Below are 22,324 nucleotides of genomic sequence, written 5' to 3'. Positions count from 1 at the left end.
AAATGATGAAACACTTTATTCTCTCCCTTTTGTTCCTCATTTCATGCTCAAAATTTGAATTTCAGGATTCAGATTCATCTGCTGTTCTGCCTGTATCAAGAATTTCGGAGATTAAAAAATTCATAAAGGGAAAAGATTACAACCAGGATCTTGCGATTTTTATTAATTTTAAAATTCATTCCGGAAAATACCGGTATTTTGTTTACGACCTTAAAAACAATAAAATTTTACAAAAAGCCATTGTTGCTCACGGGGACGGATCTGTAGTTAAAAATTCCTCTGCCCTGAAATTCAGTAATATTGACGCTTCACACCAGTCGTCTTTGGGAAAATACGAAATCAGGGAAAGTTATTCCGGAAAGTTCGGAAAAGCGTATCGACTGGACGGTCTTGATGATACCAACAGCAATGCAAGATCAAGAGCCATTGTGCTTCATTCTTATTATTGTATTCCCTACCGGGAGTCTTCTGACCCTGCATGCTTAAGCTTCGGCTGTCCCATGCTTTCCAAAAAAGCATTTAACGAAACTTCAAAATTTATTAATCAATCGGAAAAAACGATCATTTTATACGCTTTTTATTAAAACTAAATAATTCATGAAAAACATCTCTATCCTTGCCACATCACTTTTAATGGTGATCTCTTGTCAAAATAAAGAACTTCAAAAAGAAAATCTGTCGCTTAATCTTCCAAAAGGTTTTGAGCAGACCTTAATTTATGCATCTTCTACGGATGGCAATAATAACGGGGGAATGAATGAAGCTACCGAAGTAAAATTCCGGGTAGATTCTGTAGACAAAAACTCCAACTATTATATTACAGGAGAAATTATGAGAATGACTTTTAACCAGAAAATGTTTGGAGAAGAGATTCATTTTGATTCAAGAGAGGCTTCTAACAATGATGATGGAATGGGAGATGAAATTAAGCCGATGATTAACAATCCTTTTACATTTAAAATAGATAAATTCGGTAATATACTTGAAAAACAGAAGTTTACCAGAGAAGCTGCAGATGAAAGCAATTTAACCCAATACAATATTATTCCGTTTGCTTTTCCAAGAGAAACAGTAGAAGAGGGATTCACATGGAAGGTAGATACCTCCAATCCGGTTACAAAATCTATTATGCCGGTTACAAGCAGTTTTACGTATAAAGGCACCAAAGATCATAAGGTTGAATTTGCCATCAATTCAACAATGCAGGGTGTAGAAGGAATGATGAAAGATACTGATATTAAGGGTAAATATGTTTTCGACAGTAAGACAAAAGCTTTGATTTCTGCTGAAAGAAATATGCCGGTTCAGATTGGTGGCGGTAGTGCAACTTTTTCAATTACTCCAAAAATTGAAGGTTTTTAATTTATCTTTATGTCTATTAAATTTTTAGCTGAAGATGACAGGCCCCGGGAAAAATTTTTACTGAAAGGTAAAAGTTCACTTTCCGATTCCGAGTTGCTCGCGATCATCATGGGGAGCGGAAATAAGGATGAAACAGCGGTAGAACTGGCAAGAAGGATTCTGGGCTCGGTAGATAACAACTGGAATCAGCTCAGTCTTCTGTCTGTAAAAGATTTAATGAAATTTAAAGGAGTGGGAGAGGTAAAAGCTATTTCCATTGCTGCCGCTCTGGAAATCGGGAGAAGAAGGGCCGGACAGGAAGTGCCGGAAAAACCTGTAATCTCAAGCAGCAGAACTGCTTACGAAATTTTTAGAAATCACTTGTCGGATCTGAGAACAGAAGAATTCTGGGCCATTTTTCTTAACAGGAGCAATAAGGTCATTCATTTTACCCAATTGACACAGGGAGGAATTAATCAATCCATTGTAGACATCAGGGTTTTATTTAAAACGGCATTAGATCATTTTTCTACGGGAATTATCATTGCGCACAATCATCCTTCAGGAAGTTTGCAGCCAAGCCGTGAAGATATTGAGATCACCCGGAAGATAAAGACCGCAGGAGAAACAATGAATATCCAGCTTCTCGATCATCTTATCATCACACAGAATTCTTATTTTAGCTTTTCAGACGACGGATTATTATGATTAGAAGAGTTAAATATCATGAAATTGATTTTCAGAAATATACAATATGCTTGGAAAACTCTGAGCAGCGAAACTGGTATGCAAAAAAGGAAGTATTGGATGAACTCTCAGGAAATTGGGAGATCTTAGTATATGATGATTATAAAGCTGTTTTGCCGGTGCCGATGAAAAAAAAGTTCGGGATCAATTTTGTGATTATGCCGCTGTTCTGTCAGCAATTAGGGATTTTTTCAGAAAAAGATGATGTAAAAATAAACGACCGGTTTTTACAATTCCTGAAAAAAAATTATAAAGTATTTTTATATTCTTTTAATCATTGTAATTCATTTTCAGAAAATTTGAAAACCAAAAAGAACTATAAGATTCCGGTTTCGGATTATGTACTTTTACGAAGAAAAAAATATTTCAAAGGACGAAAATCAACCGCAAAATGTGCCCAACATCTTATTTATAAAGAGATTGAGTTCAATACAAATCACATTGCATTTATCGAAAAGCATTTTAAAGGTCTTAAAAAACAAACTGATGTTAAAAAATTCAGGGATTACATGAGTTTTCTTCATGATCATCATGCATTGAAGCTTTGTGCAGCCTACCTCGAGGAAAAGCTTATTAACGTTGCCGTTTTGGTAGATGAACATACACAGTTTTCTTTACTGGCTTTAATTAATGACGAAAACCATAAAACCGAAAACGGACCTTCTTTTTTAATTGATAAAATCCTGAATAATTATATTCATGAAAAAGAATTTAATTTTATGGGAAGCAACATTCGCGGGATCGAAATTTTTTTTAAGAGCTTTGGCGGAGAACTCCAAGAATATACATACCTGCAAAGTAAAATTTTAGAAAAACTCTCTTCATAATATTCAGTATATTTATTTCTTATTCAAAGAATTTATGATAACTATACCGATAAAAATTAAAGTCTTTTAAGGGGAATTTAAAAATTAATATGAGTGATTCGTTCTCTAAAAATTTAAGATAGAAAAGAATCGGAATACTTATATGATTTTCACGGTAAATTCAGAAAATATCATTAATTTTGCTACCTCAATTATGGCTAGTTTTTCAGGATATTTACCGTATGCATTTGCATTAATTATTGCAATACCTTTTCTGGTTTTGCTGAGACAATTCGTATTTACCTACATCAGGCTTAAAGAACAGGAAATCAAACTCCTTACCGTAAAGTCGAATACCGGCAACAAAGCACAGTCGTACGAGAGAATGACACTCTTCATGGAAAGACTGAAACCTTCCCATCTTATTCAGCGTTTTGATAAAGGTCTTGCTGTTCATGAGTTTATTTTCCTTACAGAAAAAGCCATTAACGAAGAATTTGACTATAATGCTTCCCAGCAGCTTTATATCACCAAAAACTCCTGGAAGAATATTGTTGATTCTAAAAATGCCATTATAGAACTTCTTCACAAAACCTATAGTGAAATCAGCGGAAATGCAACACTCGATGAGTTCAAGACTATTTTTATCATGAATTTTATAAACGGTGAAGACTATATTTCCGCCACAATAGAAGATCTTAGAAGAGAAATTTTAATAATAACATAATTAAAAATAAATTAAATTAAATAATGATTCCAAATTTTAAAGCACATCCATGGCATGGTATTTCTGCAGGAGAAGATGCGCCGAATGTCGTAAATGTTTTCGTGGAGATCGTTCCTTCTGATACCATTAAATATGAAGTTGATAAAGAAACAGGATTTTTAAAGGTAGACAGGCCACAGAAGTTTTCCAACATTATTCCGGCATTGTACGGTTTTGTTCCGAGAACGTATTGCGATGCTGAAGTAATGAATTTAGCCATCGAAAGAGGTGCGAATGATGTTACAATGGGAGATCACGATCCGCTTGATATCTGTGTTTTAAGTTCACACAATATTCATGCTGGAGGTCTTTTGATGGAAGCTATTCCAATCGGCGGATTTAAAATGATTGACGGAGGAGAGGCTGATGATAAAATCGTTGCTGTAATGATCGGTGACCACGCTTTCGGACATTTCAGAGATATTTCAGAATTGCCTGAAGCAGAAGTGAAACGATTAATGCACTATTTTTTAACGTATAAAAATCTACCGGACGAACCTGCAAAATGCAGAATCCAGGAAGTGTACGGAGCAGAACACGCTAAAAAAGTAATCAAAGCTTCTCAGGAAGATTACGCAAACAAATACGGAGGGTAAAATACTCTTATTGGCTATATAAAAAGCAGATTGGTGACAATCTGCTTTTTTGATATAAAAAATGTTTGCAATTACTTTTTCTGATAAACCGTGATCCCTTCTTTAATGGTTTCCAAAATTTTAATATCACGGATTTTGTCATGCTCAACAGTCAGTGGGTTCTGATCTAATATGACAAAATCTGCTGATTTTCCGGGTTTTATTGAACCTTTTCTTTCTTCCTCATGCAATTGGTAAGCCGCATTAATGGTTATTGCTTTTAAAGCTTCTATGGGTGGAATTCTCTCATCAGGACCAAGAATCATCCCCGAACGTGTTTTTCTGTTTACGGCAGCATAAACTGCAGTAATGAGGTCGGGAGGCGTTACCGGTGCATCGTGATGAATGGTAAACAAGATTCCTGCCTTTAAAGCCGAATTGGCCGGGCTTATAAAGGATGCTCTTTCCGGACCGAAGACACTTGAATAATGCCAGTCTCCCCACAAGTAGGCATGAGTAGAAAAATAAGAAGGAACCAGACCCAGATCTTTTATCTTTATGATATGATCAGGGCGGCTGTTCTGCACATGAATCAGAGTAACCCGTAAATCAGGATGATATATTTTTTCATCCTTTAATTTTTGAATGATCCTTAAAGCCTGATCAATGGCTGCATCTCCGTTTACATGAAGCTGTGCGGTAATATTATTCTGAAATAGGTTTTTAAGATCAGCATAAAGTACGTCATCGGAGAATATTGGAAAACCTTTATAATCGGCATTCTGTCCTTCAGGAGGTACAAGATATGGTTTGGTAAGCCATGCTGTTTTTCCCTGCGGAGATCCGTCATCCGAAAATTTAAAACCACCAAGCTTCAGGCGGTTTTTGTACTGCATATACATCGGTTGAAAAGAATTGAAACTGGATTTAGAATATTCATAGTCAGGAAAATAGACTACATCTACTTTAAACAATCCTTTCGATGCCGCTTCCTCAAGAAGGCTAACATTTTCTCCCATCGTCCTTCCGTCACAAATTGTGGTTTGTCCGTAACTGAGCCATTCTTCCTGTGCTTTCATAAGGTTATCAAGAGCAAGAGTCTTGGCATTAGCTGTGTTACCTATTTTTTGAGTTAAAGCAAGCAAAGATCCAAAGCTGGCATTTTCTTCTAATTTTCCATTAAGCTTTCCTGTATTTTTATCTCTTCCGTAATGACCGCCTTCAGGATCTTGTGAAGCTTCTGTGATACCCAAAAATTTAAGCATTGCACTGTTGGCAACACTGGCATGCCCCGAAGCATGAATAACAATAATAGGATTGGTCTTACTTACCGCATCCAGTTCTTCTTTAGTAGGATGCCTGTGTTCGGTCATTATAGCGTCATCATATCCGTTACCTATAATGGGCTGTTCTTCAGATATCTTATAGTTTTTGATGAAAGCTTTTATTACATTTTGTAAATCTTTAATAGAATTTACGGTACCATAAGGTGTTGGCGAAAGATCAATGTCCTGCATCATTCCTGCTCTGGATGTAAGATGACCATGAGCATCTATAAAGCCCGGCAGTAGCGTTTTGCCCTGTAAATCGACTTTCTTTGTATTTCGGTCTGTATATCGTTTAGCATCAGAATTTGATCCTACAAATTGAATCTTTCCGTTTTTGACGGTTACTGCTTCCGCCTGCGGAAGATCATTTTCCATCGTCACAACTGTACCGTCATAATACAGGATGTCTGCTTTCTGTTTTTGAGGAATGCTCTGGCAGTTATAAAAAAATAGCAGGAGAAGCATTTTATAGAATAAGTCTTTCATGATCATTAATTCATTTTTTGGTGATGTTTAAAATTACGAAATTATCTTTTCGATTAGTTCATAGATCATTAGAAAATTTTGTTATATTTATAAAGCTAATTACAAATTTTTAATATTAAAATAATAAACTATGGATCTGTTCTATTTAATTCCTGTTTTCGGTGTCGTTGCCTTACTGTATACTTTTATTCAAAGTAACTGGGTAAATAAGCAAAACGCAGGGAACGAAAAAATGAAAATAATCAGCGGACACATCGCTGACGGTGCAATGGCTTTTCTCAAGGCTGAGTACAAGATTTTGACTTATTTTGTTGTCATTGTAGGTATTCTACTGGCTGTCATGGGTTCCAGTAATGACAATTCTCACTGGAGCATTGGAGTTGCTTTCGTTGTAGGAGCTGTATTTTCGGCACTTGCAGGATTTATAGGAATGAAGATCGCTACAAAGGCCAATGTACGTACCGCAGAAGCGGCAAAAACTTCCCTTTCAAAAGCATTAAAAGTTTCCTTCACCGGAGGTTCCGTTATGGGAATGGGGGTCGCAGGTCTTGCTGTTCTTGGCTTGGGTGCTTTATTTTTAATCATCAAGCAGATTTTTGCTCCCAATGCACATGTGGATTCTCAGGAAATGGAAAGAACCATTGAGATCCTTACCGGTTTTTCTTTGGGTGCAGAGTCTATTGCTTTATTTGCAAGAGTAGGTGGAGGAATTTATACTAAAGCTGCAGATGTCGGGGCTGACCTTGTGGGAAAAGTGGAAGCTGGTATTCCGGAAGATGATCCTAGAAATCCGGCTACTATTGCCGATAACGTAGGAGATAATGTAGGAGACGTTGCAGGAATGGGCGCCGACCTTTTCGGTTCGTATGTCGCAACAGTTTTGGCAACAATGGTTTTAGGAAGAGAAACCGTTTCGGAGGATTCCTTCGGTGGTTTTGCGCCGATTCTTCTTCCGATGCTTATTGCCGGAACGGGAATTATTTTCTCTATCATAGGAACTTTATTTGTAAGAATAAATGATAATGAAGATTCATCCACATCAAATGTTCAGAATGCTTTAAATTTAGGAAACTGGGGAAGCATTGTTATTACTGCGATATCTTCTTATTTTCTGGTGAATTATATTTTGCCTGATGAAATGGTTTTACGGGGACATGAATTTACTAAAATGGGTGTTTTTGGAGCCATCATGGTAGGATTGGTTGTGGGAACATTAATGAGCATTATTACAGAATATTATACGGCAATGGGAAAAAGGCCTGTCTCCAGTATCGTAAGACAGTCTTCTACCGGTCATGCCACCAACATTATCGGAGGACTTTCCGTGGGCATGGAATCAACACTGTTACCGATTATTGTTCTGGCCGGCGGAATTTACGGTTCTTACCTTTGTGCCGGATTGTACGGAGTGGCTATTGCAGCAGCAGGAATGATGGCTACAACGGCTATGCAGCTTGCCATCGACGCTTTCGGACCGATTGCCGATAATGCAGGAGGGATTGCGGAAATGAGTGAACTGCCTAAAGAAGTCCGTGAAAAAACAGATATTCTGGATGCCGTAGGAAATACAACGGCTGCCACAGGAAAAGGTTTTGCCATCGCTTCAGCGGCTTTAACGGCGCTTGCATTATTTGCAGCATTTGTAGGAATTGCAGGAATCGACGGAATCGATATTTACAGAGCCGATGTTCTTGCCGGGTTATTTGTCGGAGGGATGATTCCGTTTATCTTCTCTTCTCTTGCGATTACCGCTGTAGGACAGGCAGCTATGGCGATGGTGGAAGAAGTAAGAAGGCAGTTCCGGGAAATTCCGGGAATTCTGGAAGGAAAAGCACAGCCTGAATACGAAAAATGCGTTGCTATTTCTACCGATGCATCTATTAAAAAAATGATGCTTCCCGGAGCAATTGCCATCGTTTCACCTTTATTGATAGGCTTTATTTTCGGACCTGAAGTGTTGGGCGGATTTTTAGCCGGGGCAACAGTTTGCGGTGTTTTGATGGGAATGTTTCAGAATAATGCCGGTGGTGCATGGGATAATGCCAAAAAATCCTTCGAAAAAGGAGTAAACATCAACGGACAAATGTATTACAAAGGTTCAGACCCTCATAAAGCTTCCGTAACAGGAGATACGGTAGGAGATCCATTTAAAGATACATCCGGACCTTCGATGAATATTTTAATTAAACTGATGTCCATTGTTTCGTTGGTTATTGCCCCTACATTGGCTGTTCTTCACAAAGATAAAATCGATGCCAACAGAAAGGCAAAAATTGAAAGCTTAACAGGTACAACGGTTGCTAATGCTGTTTCAGGAAATACAGCTGTAGCAGTGGTTCCTGCAGAAATAAAAGGATATCTTAATGAAAATGGTGATTTTGTATATGATACAGGAACATTAAAAGAGCTACAGTTAAAAGGCGGTAAAAAAATATCCATAGGAGAAAGCAGTCAACTTTACAAAATGTATGAGTTGGTAAATAATAAAGATCAGGCTGTTTTGGATCCTAATAAATGGTTTACTATAGAAAATCTTTATTTTGAAACAGGAGCAAGTGAATTAAGACCTGGTTCAGACGCACAGCTTTTAAATCTGGTGGAAATTCTTGATGCATATCCAACCATGAGAATAAAATTAGGTGGTTATACCGATAATTCAGGAAATGAAGAAAGCAATCTTAAACTTTCTAACCTGAGAGCACAAACCGCAAAATTGAAACTTCTGGAGCTGGGAATTGCCGGCGACAGGGTAGAAGCAGAAGGATACGGAGCACAGCATCCTGTTTGTGCAGCAAATGATACAGATGAATGTATGGCGAAAAACAGAAGAATAGATGTAAGGGTTTTAAGTCTTTAAACCGTATAATTTAAGAATATTAAGCACTGCAAAAGCGGTGCTTTTTTGTTATTAATAAATCACAAATCCGGAATTCTTAAGCCGCTTTGATAATATTAAAGGGTTTTTCTCAGATGCTCCAGTGCATTAGTGATAAGCTCATCATTTTTAGCAAAGCTGAAACGTAGATAATCCGAATTATTTTTTGAATTATAAAAAGCGGAAAGCGGAAGACAGGCTACTCCTTTATCCACAGTAAGCCATTTGGAAAACTCTACATCCGTCATTGTTGTGGAAACATTTCTGAAATTAACCACCTGAAAAACAGCGCCTTCAGCTATATGTTCAACAATAAAAGGTGTTTCTTTAATCAATTCATTAAAAATATCACGTTTCTTCTGCATCAGATTTTGATTGTGATAGGGATCAAAAATATCAAGATATTTTGCTATCGCATACTGGCAGGGCGAATTGGCACTGTAAGAAATATATTGCTGATGACATCTGAACTTTGCTGTAAGATTTTCGCATGATAAAAGATAACTTACTTTCCATCCTGTAGAATGAAACATTTTACCAAAAGAAAAAATACAAAAGCATCTTTTCTTAAGCTCGGGATGTAGAAAAGCACTGTAGTGTGAAGTTTCATCATAGCAATAAGTGTCATAGATTTCCTCTGAAATGAGATAAGTTTCTTGGTTTTTTATGAGTTCATACAGTTGATTCCAGTCTTTTTGAGACCATACTTTCCCGGTAGGATTTTGCGGAGAATTTACAATAATTGCTTTGGTTTTTTCGGAAATACAATCACCAAGTTTTTCCCAGTTGATAGTAAAATCATTCTCTAAGTTGTAATAAACAGGCGTTCCGTGATTCAGAACAATAGAAGGACCGTACGTGTAATAGGAAGGCTGTATAACAATCACTTCATCTCCTTGATTGATAATGCATTTCAGTGCTGTATATAAAGTAAAAGTTGCACATGGGGTAATGGTAACTTCATTTTGATTCAGAAAAATACTGTTGTTTCTTCTGGAGTTATAACGAATAATACTGTCAATCAACAGAGGATTTCCCGCAAGAGGCTCATAATGATGTGTAGAGAAGTCAGCTGCTTCTTTCAGAAAAGCTTTCAGCTTTGGATCAATATCAAAATCGGCCAGGCCCAAAGAAAGATCGAAGCTGTTGTTTTTCACAGCCAGTTCAGACATTTCAGAAAAAAAGGAGTAATGGGTAAATCCGTAAACTTTCTCCATATATTTTGCATTTATATCAAATATAAGAAAATTACCCTTTCGCAGGAATGTAAATTAATTTTGTTATTTTTAAGCAAATTATAATAAAAAATGAGAAAACTATTAGTTCCTGTATTTTCAGCAGTTCTACTGGTAAGTTGTGGAACTGCCAAAACCGCTTCCGATGTTTCTTCTTCTCAAAATTCAGCTGTAAAAGGTGATAAAGCTTTTGTATCTGCTTATAAGGAAATTAAAGCTGCAGATCTTAAGAAGAACTTATATGTGATTGCTTCCGATGAAATGGAAGGGCGTGATACAGGAAGTCCCGGACAGAAAAGAGCGGGCGAATATATGGTGAATTATTATAAAAACCTGGGAATTTCATTTCCAAAGGCTCTTGGTTCTTATTACCAGAAAGTTCCTTCTGATTTTATGAAAAAAAGAGGGGGTTCAAATCTTCCGGATTCTGAAAATATTCTTGCTTTTATTGAAGGATCTGAAAAGCCCGAAGAAATAGTTGTTGTTTCCGCGCATTATGATCATGTCGGCACAAAAAATGGCGTTGTGTATAATGGTGCAGATGATGACGGAAGCGGAACGGTAGCCGTTATGGAAATTGCAAAAGCTTTCCAGGCTGCAAAAAAATCAGGGAAAGGACCTAAAAGATCCGTATTATTTCTTCATGTTACCGGAGAAGAGCATGGCCTTTTCGGTTCTGAGTATTATACTGATAATCCGGTATTTCCGCTTGCCAATACGGTGGTTGATCTTAATATTGATATGATCGGCCGCGATGATCCTGAAAACAGAGGAAAACAGTATGTGTATGTGATCGGATCTGAAATGCTGAGTTCTCAGCTGAAGCTAATTAACGAAGAAGCCAATAAAAGAACGAATAACTTGGAACTGAATTATAAATATGATGATCCGAACGATCCCCAAAGATTATATTACCGCTCTGATCATTATAATTTTGCCAAAAATAATGTCCCGGTTGCTTTTTTCTTTGACGGAATTCATGAAGATTACCATAAACCAACCGATGATGTAGAAAAAATTGATTATGATCTGCTTGCAAAAAGAACACAGCTTGTCTTTGCTACTGCATGGGAAATTGCCAACAGACCTGATCGAATTATCGTTGATAAAAAATAAATAAACAAGTAAGGGCAGATTATTTAAATAATTTGCCTTTATTGTATTTAAAATATTAAAATATGAGTCAAAAACTAAAATCCATACGGCCTTTTGTCGGATCCGAAAATTTTGAGATCAGCAGAAAATTTTATAAAAATATTGGTTTCGAAGAAGTTATTTTAGAACCGAAGCTTTCACTTTTCCGATGGAACGAGACCGCATTCTATCTTCAGGACGCCTATGTAAAAGACTGGATTGATAATACCATGATCTTTATTGAAGTAGAGAATACGGATGAGTTTTGGAATTACCTTAGCTCCCTCAACCTTACGGATAAATATCCGGGAGTGAAATTATCTTCGGTGAAGACGATGCCTTGGGGAAAAGAATGCTTTTTAAATGATCCGTCTGGTATTTTGTGGCATTTCGGAGAATTTTTTTAATACTTAAAATTTGTCAGTTCAAACTGATAATGGTTAATTTATAAATGATTTACGCATTTGACACCTATTATTTCGGTGATAAAGCAAAAACGGTGTGTATTGCTTTTGAAAGTTGGGATTCTGAAATTGAAAATAAGATTTTTACAGAGACAACAGCAGTTACCGCCGATTATGAGAGCGGAGCATTCTACAAAAGAGAACTGCCATGTGTCTTAAGTCTTCTGAAAAAAATTACTCTGAAAGAGGGAGACCTGATTATAGTTGACGGATATGTAACACTGGACAATGAAGGAAAAACAGGATTGGGCGGTCATCTTTTTCAAACTCTGAGAGGTAAATTTCCGGTTATCGGAATTGCGAAAAACGGATTTAATTCACCTGATGATCAGAGAAGATCGGTGTACAGGGGAGACAGTAAAACGCCTCTTTTTTTGACAGCCATAGGAGCGGATGTTGATGAAATTAAATGTAAAGTAGAAGAAATGCACGGAAATTTCAGAATTCCCACTTTGCTTAAAAAGCTGGATCAGCTGACAAGAACTGAATAGTGAATAAATATAGTAAAACTGACAAATATCATCACTTTATTATTTTTAATTATTCTAAATAAATATAAATTTGTAAGGTTGACATTTATGAAATACTCATACTATCAATCATATCCATATCAATTTTTGTTTTATAAACCGGCAGTTTTACTGTCGGTTTATTTTATTATAGATTTGTGGTCTCACCAAGAATCGAACTTGGATCTAAAGTTTAGGAAACTTCTATTCTATCCGTTGAACTATGAGACCTTTCATCAAATGTATAAAATATTTTAATTAAATGAAAGAATCCGTTCTTTAGGAACGGATTCAGTAGATAAAACATCTCATTTTTTTAATTAGACAACAATAAAAAAGCATAGCCGACAATGCTATGCTTAAATTTTTATAAATTTAATTGCGATTTCAGAGTTGAAAAAAGCAAAATATGTTTCCACTTCAATTGTATTACATAGTAAATTTAGAAATAAAAATTCTTATAAACAATAATTAAATGTTAAAATTCACAGGTTATCCACAAAAAAATGTGGATAAGTCTGATTTATATTTTAACCAAAATTTTATCGGTAGCTTTTCTGCTTAAAACTTCCTGTTTTCCGTCAACTTCTACAGTGAAAGATTTATCAAAACTTTCAATTTTTAAGATCTTTATTTTTTTATTTAAAAGTAAATTTCTTTCAGTAAGATAGTTAAGAAAAGAATCGTCAGACAACGTCACAGAGGCAAATACAACGGTTTCTCCCACGTTACATGAACTTAATTTCTGAAGATCCTGTGCGATAATATTTCCATCTTTATCAGGAATAGGTTCTCCATGAGGATCAAATTTCGGATGATCCAGAATTTCATCCATTTTATCAAAGAAAAGGGTAGAATGGACATGTTCCAGCTGTTCCGCAATTTCATGCACATTTTCCCAGCCAAAGTTCATTTTTTTTACCAGAAACATTTCTGTAAGCCGGTGTTTTCTTACTACTAAAGCAGCCTCGCGCCATCCTTTTTCAGTAACGACAAGCGGTTTATAAGTTTCATAAATGACCCAGTTTTTTTCGGCAAACTTTTTCATCATATTGTTTACACTCGGCATTTTTACGGATAAAAATTTGCTGAGCTCATTAATCGTTACTTTATTTTCACTGTCGACAAGATGAAATAAAGCTTTCAGATAATTTTCTTCCGTGAGTGTTGTTTTCAAATGTTAGATGATTTTAATTACAAATCTAACAAAATTTTATGAAAATGTACGAGAGTTTCTTTTTAGTTTTTTAATTTTACATTATGAAATTTTCTTTTAAAAACGACTATTCCGAGGGCTGTCATCCCAATATTTTAAAAGCTTTATTATCTTATAATGATGATCAGCAGGCAGGCTACGGAGAGGACCAATATTCTTTGGAAGCAAAAAATCTTATACGTCAGAAAATACAGTCGAATTCAGATATTTATTTTGTATCAGGCGGAACGCAGGCCAACCTTATTGTAATTTCTTCCATTTTAAAACCTTATCATTGTGTTATTTCAGCAGCAACGGGGCACATTTTAAACAACGAAACCGGAGCCATCGAAGCTACCGGTCACAAAATTTTATGTATCGATAAAGAAGACGGAAAACTGACACCGGAAGATATTATCCCTGTATTGCAAAGTCACAAAAATATTCCGCATCAGGTCATGCCAAAGTTGGTTTATCTTTCAAATTCTACAGAATTGGGTACCGTTTACACCTTGGCTGAACTTGAAAAGCTTTCATCATTTTGCAAGGAAAATAATCTTTATATTTTTATGGATGGAGCAAGAATGGGACACGGGCTTACTGCTGAAATTACTGATCTTACCCTCGAAAAAGTGGCAGAATTTACTGATGCTTTTTATATTGGCGGAACCAAAAACGGAGCATTGATAGGAGAGGCCATCGTGATCAATAATAAAGAACTGCAGCAGGATTTTGCATTTAATATCAAACAAAAAGGTGCTTTGCTGGCAAAAGGAAGACTTCTTGGAATTCAGTTTCTGGAATTGATGAAAGATGATCTGTATTTCGAACTTGCGGCACACGCAAACCGGCAGGCGATGAAAATTAAAAATGCGATGAAGGAAAGGGGAGTGCGGTTTCTTTCCGATACCTATACCAACCAGATTTTTCCTATTTTAAGCAATAGCCTGATTGAAAGGCTGTCTGAAAAATTTGAGTTTTATGTCTGGAAAAAAATTGATGATGACTTTTCGGCAATCCGTCTCATTACCTCTTGGAATACCGCGGATGAACCGGTAGAAGAATTTATTGGAATTATTAAAAATGAACTATAAAAAAACAGCCTCGTTGAAGGCTGTTTTTTGTTGAATGTTGTATTTTTGATAGGATTTATCCCATAATTGGATAAGTCGTCCTTTCAGGACTTTTTTTAATGTTGTTTTGTTTGATAGGATTTTATCCTATCCTTGGGTAAGTCGTCCTTTCAGGACTCCCTTGCTGGAGTTTTTACTGTAAAGCTTTTGCTACAAGATTACAGTCTGCAATTTTTAGGACTCTTCCGCCGGCGTATTTGATTTTATTTTCATTAACATATTTTGTTCCTGTTTGAGGATCTCTGTCACCGATTCCTTCGCTCAGTCCGTCTTTGGTCTGGAGAAAAAAGATGTCATTTTTGTTTCCTGATTTGCCTTCTGAAGCAAATTCGTATGTCAGTTTCAGTGTATCTCCGGATTTAAATCCTGATAATTCACCTTTATTGCTGTCTTTTTCGCTGTTTTTAGATGCCATTTTTCCGGTAATTGTTCCCAGGTTGTCATCGATGCTTACAAAAACAGTGTCTTTTCCGGTAACACCCATGTAGCAAAATGATTTTGCCGTAAGTGTATCGATTGTTTTTTCTGCAGTAGCTGCGGTATCAGGCTGTGCTGTTTCGGCAGCGGGAGCTTCTGCTTTTTTGCTGCAGTTTACCAAGAAAACTGAGAATGCTCCTAATAAGATTACTTTTTTCATATCCCTTTTTATTTGAATTAATATTTATGCTAAAATAGCAATACTATTTTGTTTCAAAATTAAATTGGAATAAACAAATCAATTTATGGTCCAATATGGAAAAGAGAATTTTTATAACCACAAATGGCAAAAGAAATTTAAACACATCAGTCACATCAGATGTAAAGAAAAAATTGGGTATATTTTAGAAATCCGTGTAAATCCGCGGGAAATTTTAACCATAAAAATATTGAATTTTATTCTTTTGAGAATCATACTCTAAACTTTAAGGCAACCTCTGAATCCTCTCGCGGCATAATAAGATTCGGCACCGTTGTGATATAGAAAAACAGTATCGTATCTTCTGTCACAGAAAACGGCTCCGCCCATTTGTCTGATTTTTTCCGGAGTTCGGATCCAGCTTGAAGTTTTAAGATCAAATTTACCAAGTTCCTGGAGTTTACGGTATTGTGCTTCAGTTAAAATTTCTATACCCATTTCAGCGGCTTTGTCAAGAGCATTTCCTTCCGGTTTGTTGGCTTTTCGGGCATTCCACGCCTGATAGTCGTAGCAAAGGCTTCTGCGTTTCGGACTTTCGGGGGAACAGTCGAAGAATAAAATTTCACCGTTCGTCTCATCATTAAAGGTTACTACATCAGGTTCACCTTCTGTGATTTCCATTTCGTTCAAAGACCAGAGTTTGTCCGGGTTTTCAAGCAGTTTTTCTTCTATTTGGTTCCATTCCAGGTTTTTATGCCGGTTCATATTTTTTGAAAATCGTGTTCGTAAGGTTTCCAGCAGTGCTTCTTTCTGTTCTTTTGATAGGTTTTTTTTAGTCATAATGTTTTATTTTAGAATTCAAGTTATTGTTTAGTAAGAGATAAGATAACTTCCTCTAATCTATTGTGAGCCATATTGATTCCCTGGGCAAAAGGTAATTTTAGCATCTGATCTCTGATTTCCACCGATTTATAAATGCTCTGAATGGTAATTTTACTTTTATCATCTGAAATTTTTTCAAATGTTAAGAATTCCATCTGTGCTGGGAAAGAAGTATTTTCCATCTGGAATGTTCTGATAATTAAATGGTCCCAAATAATATCGTGGATGCTTCCATGTGCTTTGAAAATGATATCTCCGTTATTATTTCTGGTTTCAAACTGGTAACTGCCGTGTTTTCTGTTCTCTAATGTTAACACATTTGTTCCCATCCATTGACCGACAATTTCCGCATCTGTATATGCTTTAAAAAGAAGATTTAAAGGAATATCAAATTCTCGTGTAATGAAAATTTCCTGTTTGCCGTCTTCGGCAGTGATTTTTGTTTTGAGTTCCATAAATTATTTTGTTGTATAGTTTTTCATAATATTTTCAAGCGTATTGAACCGTTCATCCCACATTTTGCGGAACGGTTCGATAAAATCGGCAATTTCTTTCATTTTTTCAGCATTGAGATGATAAATGATTTCCCGGCCGTTTTGTTCAGGCTTAAGCAGTTCGCATTCCGAAAGGATCTGCAGGTGTTTGGAAACGGTCGGTCTTGCGGTATTGAAATTAGATGCAATAGCGCCGGCTGTCATAGACTGCGAAGCCAGCAGTATTAAGATTGATCGGCGTGTCGGATCTGCAATGGCCTGAAAAACATCACGTCTTAGGTTCATGTGTAGTTATTTGTCTACAAATATATGTGAAGTTATTTAACTACACAAATTATAATAAAAAGGGTATTTATCTTAAATTTTAAAAGTCCTATAATTTATATTATGTTAAATAGAATATATTTCAGATTTTTATAATGTATTCTAAATCATTAATTTGACGCTAAATATCAGTTTTGTTCTCAATTTAAAATTGTTCAGTAATTTTTAATATTAAAGCTATAAATTGTTTCTTAAAATATTTTTATTTATAGAACTGCATCTATTAAATAAGACAGCTATTTATCACAGCTGCCTTTTTATATTAAGAAAGATCTTCAATTACTGCATCTGCTGCATAATTTTTAACAGTGTCTGATGCAGCATCTCTGGCATAAGCCGCTGAATATATTTCACTTCTGGCCAATATTTGATAATTATCAGCAATCTGCGTAAAATACGGTTGATATTTTTTTGCTGTCATTAACATTTTAAAATTTGAATCCTTAAGACTTTCTTTGCTGATCTGTACTCCGTTTAAACAGCCTTCTTTTGAAGTATACGCCTCACTGGTTAATAAATTGTCCCCGTTCGGCGCTATTAAAACCCATCGGTATTTCCCGTCAAAAGATTTGCGGATAATGTACTTTGTCATGTAATAATTTATATAGTATTATTATGATTATCAAAATAAAATTAGACTAGAAAATGTTTATTCAGTATGGTTTATAACATGATATTGTATGTTATTCTACAACACCAATTCTTGCTTTTACAGGAATATTGTAGGTATTCAGGCTCGGTGTCTGTCCGTGAAAATCGAAATTGATATTAACTCCCGGACGGAAAATCAGACAATGTGTGGATCCTCCAAAATGAAATGTTCCGAGTGGATCGCCTTTTTTTACGTAATCTCCGGGTGCAACAGTAATTTCACAGCTGGAAACTTCCGCCATTCCGATGGCTACAAAACACATAAGTCCGATTTTTTCATTATCTGATTTAATGAAAATTAATGCACGGGTAGCCAGTTCAGCAATATATCCCTGAGAATCATTCGGTCCTGCAGGATCATACCCTTCAGCCGGAGCTTCGGAATAATATGTTCCCGGTACATTTTGGATAGCTACAATTGTCCCATCAACCGGGCTGTTCCAGCGATGATATGTTTTAGCACATAAAAACGCCTGGTAAACAGTACTGTTGTCACCGAATTCCTGGGCGAGTTCATGATTATCCATAATATCCAGAAGCGAATACGGCTGGCCTTTCATCCAGAATTTATCTTTCATCATAGCATTGGTAACGCAATTATACGGAGCCGATTCACAGGCATTTACAATTACATCCGAATTTTTATCTTCTTCACTCACTTCCCGAACACCAGGGTTAAATTCTCTTGTGAAAAAATCGTCCCAGCTTTTATACCCGAAATGTGGCTGATCCGGCTGGCATTGATAATTGTAAATAAAATTTTGAAGCGCATCATAAGGATCATTGCCCTGCCCTCTCAACGGGTCCATGCTGGCGATAGCTTCCAGTGCTTCCTGCGAAAACCATCCTACAGGAGCAGTATAATCCGGCTGTGGCTGGTATATAGGGCCGTCTACCAGAACATAGGTAGACTCCGGAGACTCGAGGAAATTTTTCCATTCATTCAGAATCACCTGCAGTTTTTGATTGACCAATGTATTGGTAAATGCGAGATAACCGCCTTCCGTACCCATTGCCCAATCCAGGATAGCATTGATGGGAAATCCTACCAACCCGATTTGGTCTTCAATCTTACTATAGCAAGGCCCTTCCTGAAGAATCTGATTCATGATCTGAAGCATGGTTTCAAAGTTTTTAACCTGATCATTATAACCCTGAGGAATCTGGTCATACATACTTGTAAAGCCCATATAAAGCACTGCGTCATTATAAATGGCATTTCTAAGATCTTCAATAGCGGGATTTAGCGGAAGCGGATATGCATTAACCTGTGCAATTTTCTTTTCAATCCACTTGTTCAGGAAATTCCTGTCGGATGGAAGCCATTTCCCCACCCTGTACTTTACGTGATTCATAATATGGTGTTTTTTAGAACCTTACTCGTATGGCTTTTCAGGATGCGCCCCGTTTAAATGGTTTCTGGTCTCCATGGTATTAGTTTAGGGTAAAATTACAGCGGAAACAGGTATGTGATCAACCGTAATTATACTCAAAATGAAATCTAAGTATTAATACGGAACGTGTATCGTTTATCTGAGGTGCAATACATAATAATAAGTCATTATCTTTGTATCAAATTTTTAAGATGTCTATAACCCATGAGTCTGAATTAATCGGAATGCAAAAAGTAAGTGAAGCCGTTGCTTTTACTTTAAAAGAGATGTGCGGGTTTGCAAAACCGGGTATGACCACGAAAGAGGTTGATGATTTCGGGGCTGCAGTTCTTAAAAGTTTTGGAGCCAGATCTGCTCCTGCCCTCACCTACGGATTTCCCGGCTGCGCCTGTATAAGTGTAGACAATGAATTTTGTCACGGTATTCCTTCTGAGCAGCGAGTGTTGAAAGAAGGAGACCTTATTAATATAGACGTTTCTGCAGAGCTCAACGGATTTTGGGCAGACAATGGAAATTCATTTGTTATCGGAAAAGATCTTAATAAGCATGCAACGCTGGTAAATGCTTCTAAAGAAATTCTGCATAAGGCGATAAACAATATTAAAGGAGGCGTTAAAATTTCTGATATCGGGCTGCTGATGGAAACTGAAGCCAAAAGACGAGGTTTTAAAGTAATTAAAAATCTGGGCGGCCACGGTGTTGGGAAAAGCCTCCACGAAGAACCGGATGAACTGATGAATTATAGAAACCGTTTTGATAACAGAAGGTTCAGAAAAAATACTGTTGTAGCAATTGAAACATTTATTTCAACATCTTCGAATATTGCTGTTGAACTCAAAGACGGCTGGACAATGGTTGGCAACAAAGGCGGTTACATGGCACAGCATGAGCACACTATTATCATTACGGACGGACAGCCGATCATCCTGACGGAAATGAATGAAATCTTTAATTAAAATTAAAACAGGACATTTCAATAAGAAGTGTCCTGTTTTAGTTGAATAATCGTGTATTTATTTATTTTTATATTCACTCATTTTGCTGAACTGGTGGTAAGAATCTTTGATATGTTTTAAATGTTCCGAAACAATATCCAGGCTGTTCTGGGTCAATTTCCCGCTGTCGATGGCATTCTGGTACGCTTCAATCGCTGCTTTTTCCCCGAATATCACATTTTCAATGGTAGATTCTTCTTTATTTCCTAAAGTAAAAGAGTTTTTAATATCAATCCACGTACGGTGCAGGGCTCCTGCCACTGAAGATGAATCGTCTGCCTCTTCCCCATCTTCATGAATAAGATCAATCAGTTCGTTCTTCATTACTTTGGAAAGTGAATGTAACTTGGCATATTCCGGTTTTACATCGGGATAATTTTCCCATACTTTCCCTTCCACTTTTGCAAAACCCTCAATTCTGTCATTGGTAATGTGCAACAGATCATTTAATACTGATGCTTCTTCTTTATTGTTCATAATACTGTAATTTGGTGTATCAGGAGGTGTACAAGAATTATACCTACTGCAAAAATTACAAAGCTTATTTTAATTTTAAACTAAAACCAAAAAATTGTACGTATTTTGTATAAATATCTCACAAAATTCAATATGAGTTCATTAGAAAAACCAAATATAAAAGCCGTATTTCTTGATATTGACGGTACATTGATCAGTTTTAAAACCAATACAATCCCGGAATCTACCCATAAAGCCATACAAGGCCTTCGCGAAAAAGGAATAAAAGTAATTGTTGCTACCGGGCGTTCCATTAACTCATTAGATCACATCAGGCATATTACTTTTGATGGATTTATTACCTTCAACGGAAGCTACTGCATCACTACGGAAGGAAAAGTAATGTATAAAAAATTCATAGATTCTTCTGATATAAAGAATCTTGTTCAGTATGCAGAAGATTTTCCTTTAAGTTATTCATTGATGTATGAAGATAAAGTGGAAATCAATGATGCCACACCGGAAGTTATAGGAATGTATGGCCATGTTAATCTTCCCGTCCCGCCTGTTCATGATAAAGAAAATATTGATACTGATCATGTGCTTCAGGCCAACATTTTCCTTGAAAAAAAGGATGAAAATACGTTTATGGAAAAGGTGATGCCAAATTCTTCAGCATCGAGATGGAGTCCTTTGTTTGCGGATGTAAATCATGGCGGAACCACAAAAAGTACCGGAATCAAACATTTTTGCGATTATTTTGGTATCGCTATCAGCGAAACCATGTCTTTTGGGGATGGCGGAAATGATATCGCGATGCTGAAATTCACGCAAATTGGCGTTGCCATGGGAAATGCCAATGATGATGTCAAGGAAATAGCAGATTATATAACTGAAGATGTTGACAATCATGGAATTGAATCTGCCCTGATTCATTTTGGAGTTCTCTGACCTAAAAATATTTTATAAGTATTTATACAACTTTTTAATTTTGTGGTATATATTTTTAACATATTCTTTATAAAAAGGCACAATATGTGTATATAGTTAACCGAATCACTTAAAATATTTAGTTATGAGAAGTATATTATGGTTAGTCGCAGTTATCTGTATAGTTGTGTGGCTTTTAGGAATGTTAGGTGTCGTACCTGGAATGGATACGGGTTATTTAGTTCACATATTGCTCGTTATTGCAATTATTGTAGTTCTTTACAATCTTATATCAGGAAGAAGACCCCTCGATTAGATTACAAAAAACGAAAAATAAAAAGCTGGAAATGGGAAGGTATAACTTCTTAATTTCCAGCTTTTTTAATTATGATAATCGGATTGTATTATTTGCCCGCAGGCTTTGCAGGGGCTGCACCTAATTTAGACTTCACAACAGGTGTGATATCTTCACCGCCATCCATATACGCAATATTGCTGTTGCCCTGTGAAGCTGCAATATCAAATACATAAGCAAGACCTTTTTCTTTTGCTACGGTAGCAATCATGGTGGCAACTTTCTTTTGAATAGGTGTGAACAGTTCAGTCTGTTTTTTTGAAATATCCTGTGCTGCTTTCACTCTTGCATCTTCTATATTTTTTCCTAAAGCTTCAAGCTCGGTTTGTGTGGCAGAAAGTTCTTTAATTAATACGGCTTTATTCGCTTCTGTCATTGTTTTTTCTTTTTCCTGGCCTGCTTTGAGTTTACTTTCATAGGTGCTGATCAGCTTTTCTATTTCAGTTTGCTTTGTTTTTGTAAAAGTATCGAGTGAAGCTTCTGCTGTTTTTGTTTCAGACAAATTATCAAAGATATCATCGGAATTTACATGCCCGATTTTCTGTTGAGCCTGCACAAAATTGGAGGTCAGGAAAAGTCCTGAAGCTAAGGAAAATGCTATTATTAACTTTTTCATTGTATATATTTAAATTA

At 36.3% G+C, this 22,324-nt stretch carries 25 protein-coding genes and 1 tRNA gene; 14 read left to right on the top strand and 12 right to left on the bottom strand.

All coding sequences use genetic code 11. The features are described from left to right. The first annotated feature begins 2 nt into the window (after positions 1-2). The 6 genes from U9K52_RS10605 to U9K52_RS10580 all read left to right on the top strand — a co-directional run bounded on the left by U9K52_RS10605 (position 3) and on the right by U9K52_RS10580 (position 4,256). A complete protein-coding gene (locus tag U9K52_RS10605) occupies positions 3-584 on the top strand; it encodes a murein L,D-transpeptidase catalytic domain-containing protein (RefSeq protein ID WP_322926412.1) in 582 nt (193 codons plus the stop codon). Between the two features lie 13 nt (positions 585-597). Next, the gene (locus U9K52_RS10600) at positions 598-1,362 is read left to right on the top strand and encodes a DUF6263 family protein (RefSeq protein ID WP_312176202.1); all 765 of its coding nucleotides are present in this window, start codon (positions 598-600) and stop codon (positions 1,360-1,362) included. A gap of 9 nt (positions 1,363-1,371) precedes the next feature. Beyond that, positions 1,372-2,049: a RadC family protein gene (radC, locus tag U9K52_RS10595; RefSeq protein WP_248393549.1), complete on the top strand. Its 678-nt coding sequence runs from the start codon at positions 1,372-1,374 to the stop codon at positions 2,047-2,049. Further along, a complete protein-coding gene (locus U9K52_RS10590; protein WP_322926409.1) occupies positions 2,046-2,915 on the top strand; it encodes a hypothetical protein in 870 nt (289 codons plus the stop codon). The genes radC and U9K52_RS10590 overlap by 4 nt, the downstream gene beginning before the upstream one ends. A gap of 193 nt (positions 2,916-3,108) precedes the next feature. Then, positions 3,109-3,621 (top strand): hypothetical protein, encoded by a 513-nt coding sequence (locus tag U9K52_RS10585; RefSeq protein ID WP_312176211.1) that lies wholly within the window; start codon positions 3,109-3,111, stop codon positions 3,619-3,621. A 23-nt stretch (positions 3,622-3,644) separates the two neighbouring features. Then, positions 3,645-4,256: an inorganic pyrophosphatase gene (locus tag U9K52_RS10580; RefSeq protein WP_248393547.1), complete on the top strand. Its 612-nt coding sequence runs from the start codon at positions 3,645-3,647 to the stop codon at positions 4,254-4,256. Between the two features lie 71 nt (positions 4,257-4,327). Here the strand turns inward: U9K52_RS10580 and U9K52_RS10575 are convergent, their stop codons facing one another. Next, on the bottom strand, positions 4,328-6,049 hold the full coding sequence (locus U9K52_RS10575; protein ID WP_322926406.1) for an amidohydrolase: 1,722 nt from the start codon (positions 6,047-6,049) through the stop codon (positions 4,328-4,330). 130 nt (positions 6,050-6,179) lie between these two features. Here U9K52_RS10575 and U9K52_RS10570 point away from each other — a divergent pair, with 130 nt between their 5' ends. Beyond that, positions 6,180-8,906 carry a sodium-translocating pyrophosphatase gene (locus U9K52_RS10570; protein WP_263603037.1) on the top strand — a complete coding sequence of 909 codons (2,727 nt, stop codon included), beginning with the start codon at positions 6,180-6,182 and terminating at the stop codon, positions 8,904-8,906. Positions 8,907-9,001: 95 nt separating this feature from the next. On the opposite strand, the gene U9K52_RS10565 is transcribed toward U9K52_RS10570, so the two are convergent. Continuing rightward, entirely contained in the window at positions 9,002-10,141 is a 1,140-nt protein-coding gene (locus U9K52_RS10565) for an aminotransferase class I/II-fold pyridoxal phosphate-dependent enzyme (protein WP_322926402.1), read from the bottom strand. Positions 10,142-10,231: 90 nt separating this feature from the next. On the opposite strand from U9K52_RS10565, the gene U9K52_RS10560 reads away from it, so the two are divergent. The 3 genes from U9K52_RS10560 (at position 10,232) to U9K52_RS10550 (ending at position 12,248) form a co-directional block, all read left to right on the top strand. Beyond that, positions 10,232-11,275 (top strand): M28 family metallopeptidase, encoded by a 1,044-nt coding sequence (locus U9K52_RS10560; RefSeq protein WP_322926400.1) that lies wholly within the window; start codon positions 10,232-10,234, stop codon positions 11,273-11,275. Positions 11,276-11,337: 62 nt separating this feature from the next. Continuing rightward, positions 11,338-11,700: a glyoxalase gene (locus U9K52_RS10555; protein ID WP_263603040.1), complete on the top strand. Its 363-nt coding sequence runs from the start codon at positions 11,338-11,340 to the stop codon at positions 11,698-11,700. 44 nt (positions 11,701-11,744) lie between these two features. Beyond that, entirely contained in the window at positions 11,745-12,248 is a 504-nt protein-coding gene (locus tag U9K52_RS10550) for an endonuclease V (protein ID WP_248393542.1), read from the top strand. A 177-nt stretch (positions 12,249-12,425) separates the two neighbouring features. On the opposite strand, the gene U9K52_RS10545 is transcribed toward U9K52_RS10550, so the two are convergent. After that, positions 12,426-12,497: transfer RNA gene (locus tag U9K52_RS10545), tRNA-Arg, on the bottom strand. 292 nt (positions 12,498-12,789) lie between these two features. Continuing rightward, a complete protein-coding gene (locus tag U9K52_RS10540; RefSeq protein ID WP_248393541.1) occupies positions 12,790-13,443 on the bottom strand; it encodes a metal-dependent transcriptional regulator in 654 nt (217 codons plus the stop codon). An 83-nt stretch (positions 13,444-13,526) separates the two neighbouring features. On the opposite strand from U9K52_RS10540, the gene U9K52_RS10535 reads away from it, so the two are divergent. Beyond that, the gene (locus tag U9K52_RS10535) at positions 13,527-14,555 is read left to right on the top strand and encodes a threonine aldolase family protein (RefSeq protein WP_322926396.1); all 1,029 of its coding nucleotides are present in this window, start codon (positions 13,527-13,529) and stop codon (positions 14,553-14,555) included. Between the two features lie 172 nt (positions 14,556-14,727). Here U9K52_RS10535 and U9K52_RS10530 read toward each other — a convergent pair whose 3' ends face one another. From U9K52_RS10530 to U9K52_RS10505, 6 genes are all read right to left on the bottom strand, one after another. Beyond that, complete coding sequence (locus U9K52_RS10530) at positions 14,728-15,231, bottom strand: hypothetical protein (protein WP_322926394.1); 504 nt, start codon at positions 15,229-15,231, stop codon at positions 14,728-14,730. 258 nt (positions 15,232-15,489) lie between these two features. Beyond that, complete coding sequence (locus U9K52_RS10525) at positions 15,490-16,050, bottom strand: DUF4256 domain-containing protein (protein WP_322926393.1); 561 nt, start codon at positions 16,048-16,050, stop codon at positions 15,490-15,492. Between the two features lie 23 nt (positions 16,051-16,073). Further along, a complete protein-coding gene (locus U9K52_RS10520) occupies positions 16,074-16,547 on the bottom strand; it encodes an SRPBCC domain-containing protein (RefSeq protein ID WP_322926392.1) in 474 nt (157 codons plus the stop codon). A 3-nt stretch (positions 16,548-16,550) separates the two neighbouring features. After that, positions 16,551-16,871 carry an ArsR/SmtB family transcription factor gene (locus tag U9K52_RS10515; protein ID WP_248393536.1) on the bottom strand — a complete coding sequence of 107 codons (321 nt, stop codon included), beginning with the start codon at positions 16,869-16,871 and terminating at the stop codon, positions 16,551-16,553. 301 nt (positions 16,872-17,172) lie between these two features. Further along, a complete protein-coding gene (locus tag U9K52_RS10510; protein WP_263603046.1) occupies positions 17,173-17,502 on the bottom strand; it encodes a YegP family protein in 330 nt (109 codons plus the stop codon). Positions 17,503-17,593: 91 nt separating this feature from the next. Continuing rightward, on the bottom strand, positions 17,594-18,916 hold the full coding sequence (locus tag U9K52_RS10505; RefSeq protein WP_322926390.1) for a phosphatidylserine decarboxylase family protein: 1,323 nt from the start codon (positions 18,914-18,916) through the stop codon (positions 17,594-17,596). Between the two features lie 230 nt (positions 18,917-19,146). Here U9K52_RS10505 and map point away from each other — a divergent pair, with 230 nt between their 5' ends. Next, positions 19,147-19,911, top strand: coding sequence for a type I methionyl aminopeptidase (map, locus tag U9K52_RS10500; protein ID WP_263603048.1), 765 nt, complete (start codon positions 19,147-19,149; stop codon positions 19,909-19,911). 57 nt (positions 19,912-19,968) lie between these two features. Here the strand turns inward: map and U9K52_RS10495 are convergent, their stop codons facing one another. After that, positions 19,969-20,427 carry a PA2169 family four-helix-bundle protein gene (locus U9K52_RS10495; RefSeq protein ID WP_248393532.1) on the bottom strand — a complete coding sequence of 153 codons (459 nt, stop codon included), beginning with the start codon at positions 20,425-20,427 and terminating at the stop codon, positions 19,969-19,971. A 132-nt stretch (positions 20,428-20,559) separates the two neighbouring features. Between U9K52_RS10495 and U9K52_RS10490 the strand changes: the two genes are divergently transcribed. Beyond that, positions 20,560-21,357 carry a Cof-type HAD-IIB family hydrolase gene (locus U9K52_RS10490; protein ID WP_322926388.1) on the top strand — a complete coding sequence of 266 codons (798 nt, stop codon included), beginning with the start codon at positions 20,560-20,562 and terminating at the stop codon, positions 21,355-21,357. Positions 21,358-21,481: 124 nt separating this feature from the next. After that, positions 21,482-21,652 (top strand): lmo0937 family membrane protein, encoded by a 171-nt coding sequence (locus tag U9K52_RS21295; protein WP_143149831.1) that lies wholly within the window; start codon positions 21,482-21,484, stop codon positions 21,650-21,652. 88 nt (positions 21,653-21,740) lie between these two features. Here U9K52_RS21295 and U9K52_RS10485 read toward each other — a convergent pair whose 3' ends face one another. Continuing rightward, complete coding sequence (locus tag U9K52_RS10485; RefSeq protein WP_248393529.1) at positions 21,741-22,307, bottom strand: OmpH family outer membrane protein; 567 nt, start codon at positions 22,305-22,307, stop codon at positions 21,741-21,743. Positions 22,308-22,324: the final 17 nt, after the last annotated feature.

Source organism: Chryseobacterium sp. MHB01, from assembly GCF_034651565.1.
Taxonomy (GTDB): domain Bacteria; phylum Bacteroidota; class Bacteroidia; order Flavobacteriales; family Weeksellaceae; genus Chryseobacterium; species Chryseobacterium nepalense.
This window is presented reverse-complemented; position numbering and strand designations above follow the sequence as displayed.

Bases quoted from the DNA above. Each gene is read 5' to 3' on its own strand.
- U9K52_RS10605 (WP_322926412.1), top strand. From the start codon at position 3: ATGATGAAACACTTTATTCTCTCCCTTTTGTTCCTCATTTCATGCTCA.
- U9K52_RS10600 (WP_312176202.1), top strand. From the start codon at position 598: ATGAAAAACATCTCTATCCTTGCCACATCACTTTTAATGGTGATCTCT.
- radC (WP_248393549.1), top strand. From the start codon at position 1,372: ATGTCTATTAAATTTTTAGCTGAAGATGACAGGCCCCGGGAAAAATTT.
- U9K52_RS10590 (WP_322926409.1), top strand. From the start codon at position 2,046: ATGATTAGAAGAGTTAAATATCATGAAATTGATTTTCAGAAATATACA.
- U9K52_RS10585 (WP_312176211.1), top strand. From the start codon at position 3,109: ATGGCTAGTTTTTCAGGATATTTACCGTATGCATTTGCATTAATTATT.
- U9K52_RS10580 (WP_248393547.1), top strand. From the start codon at position 3,645: ATGATTCCAAATTTTAAAGCACATCCATGGCATGGTATTTCTGCAGGA.
- U9K52_RS10575 (WP_322926406.1), bottom strand. From the start codon at position 6,049: ATGAAAGACTTATTCTATAAAATGCTTCTCCTGCTATTTTTTTATAAC.
- U9K52_RS10570 (WP_263603037.1), top strand. From the start codon at position 6,180: ATGGATCTGTTCTATTTAATTCCTGTTTTCGGTGTCGTTGCCTTACTG.
- U9K52_RS10565 (WP_322926402.1), bottom strand. From the start codon at position 10,141: ATGGAGAAAGTTTACGGATTTACCCATTACTCCTTTTTTTCTGAAATG.
- U9K52_RS10560 (WP_322926400.1), top strand. From the start codon at position 10,232: ATGAGAAAACTATTAGTTCCTGTATTTTCAGCAGTTCTACTGGTAAGT.
- U9K52_RS10555 (WP_263603040.1), top strand. From the start codon at position 11,338: ATGAGTCAAAAACTAAAATCCATACGGCCTTTTGTCGGATCCGAAAAT.
- U9K52_RS10550 (WP_248393542.1), top strand. From the start codon at position 11,745: ATGATTTACGCATTTGACACCTATTATTTCGGTGATAAAGCAAAAACG.
- U9K52_RS10535 (WP_322926396.1), top strand. From the start codon at position 13,527: ATGAAATTTTCTTTTAAAAACGACTATTCCGAGGGCTGTCATCCCAAT.
- U9K52_RS10530 (WP_322926394.1), bottom strand. From the start codon at position 15,231: ATGAAAAAAGTAATCTTATTAGGAGCATTCTCAGTTTTCTTGGTAAAC.
- U9K52_RS10525 (WP_322926393.1), bottom strand. From the start codon at position 16,050: ATGACTAAAAAAAACCTATCAAAAGAACAGAAAGAAGCACTGCTGGAA.
- U9K52_RS10520 (WP_322926392.1), bottom strand. From the start codon at position 16,547: ATGGAACTCAAAACAAAAATCACTGCCGAAGACGGCAAACAGGAAATT.
- U9K52_RS10515 (WP_248393536.1), bottom strand. From the start codon at position 16,871: ATGAACCTAAGACGTGATGTTTTTCAGGCCATTGCAGATCCGACACGC.
- U9K52_RS10510 (WP_263603046.1), bottom strand. From the start codon at position 17,502: ATGACAAAGTACATTATCCGCAAATCTTTTGACGGGAAATACCGATGG.
- U9K52_RS10505 (WP_322926390.1), bottom strand. From the start codon at position 18,916: ATGAATCACGTAAAGTACAGGGTGGGGAAATGGCTTCCATCCGACAGG.
- map (WP_263603048.1), top strand. From the start codon at position 19,147: ATGTCTATAACCCATGAGTCTGAATTAATCGGAATGCAAAAAGTAAGT.
- U9K52_RS10495 (WP_248393532.1), bottom strand. From the start codon at position 20,427: ATGAACAATAAAGAAGAAGCATCAGTATTAAATGATCTGTTGCACATT.
- U9K52_RS10490 (WP_322926388.1), top strand. From the start codon at position 20,560: ATGAGTTCATTAGAAAAACCAAATATAAAAGCCGTATTTCTTGATATT.
- U9K52_RS21295 (WP_143149831.1), top strand. From the start codon at position 21,482: ATGAGAAGTATATTATGGTTAGTCGCAGTTATCTGTATAGTTGTGTGG.
- U9K52_RS10485 (WP_248393529.1), bottom strand. From the start codon at position 22,307: ATGAAAAAGTTAATAATAGCATTTTCCTTAGCTTCAGGACTTTTCCTG.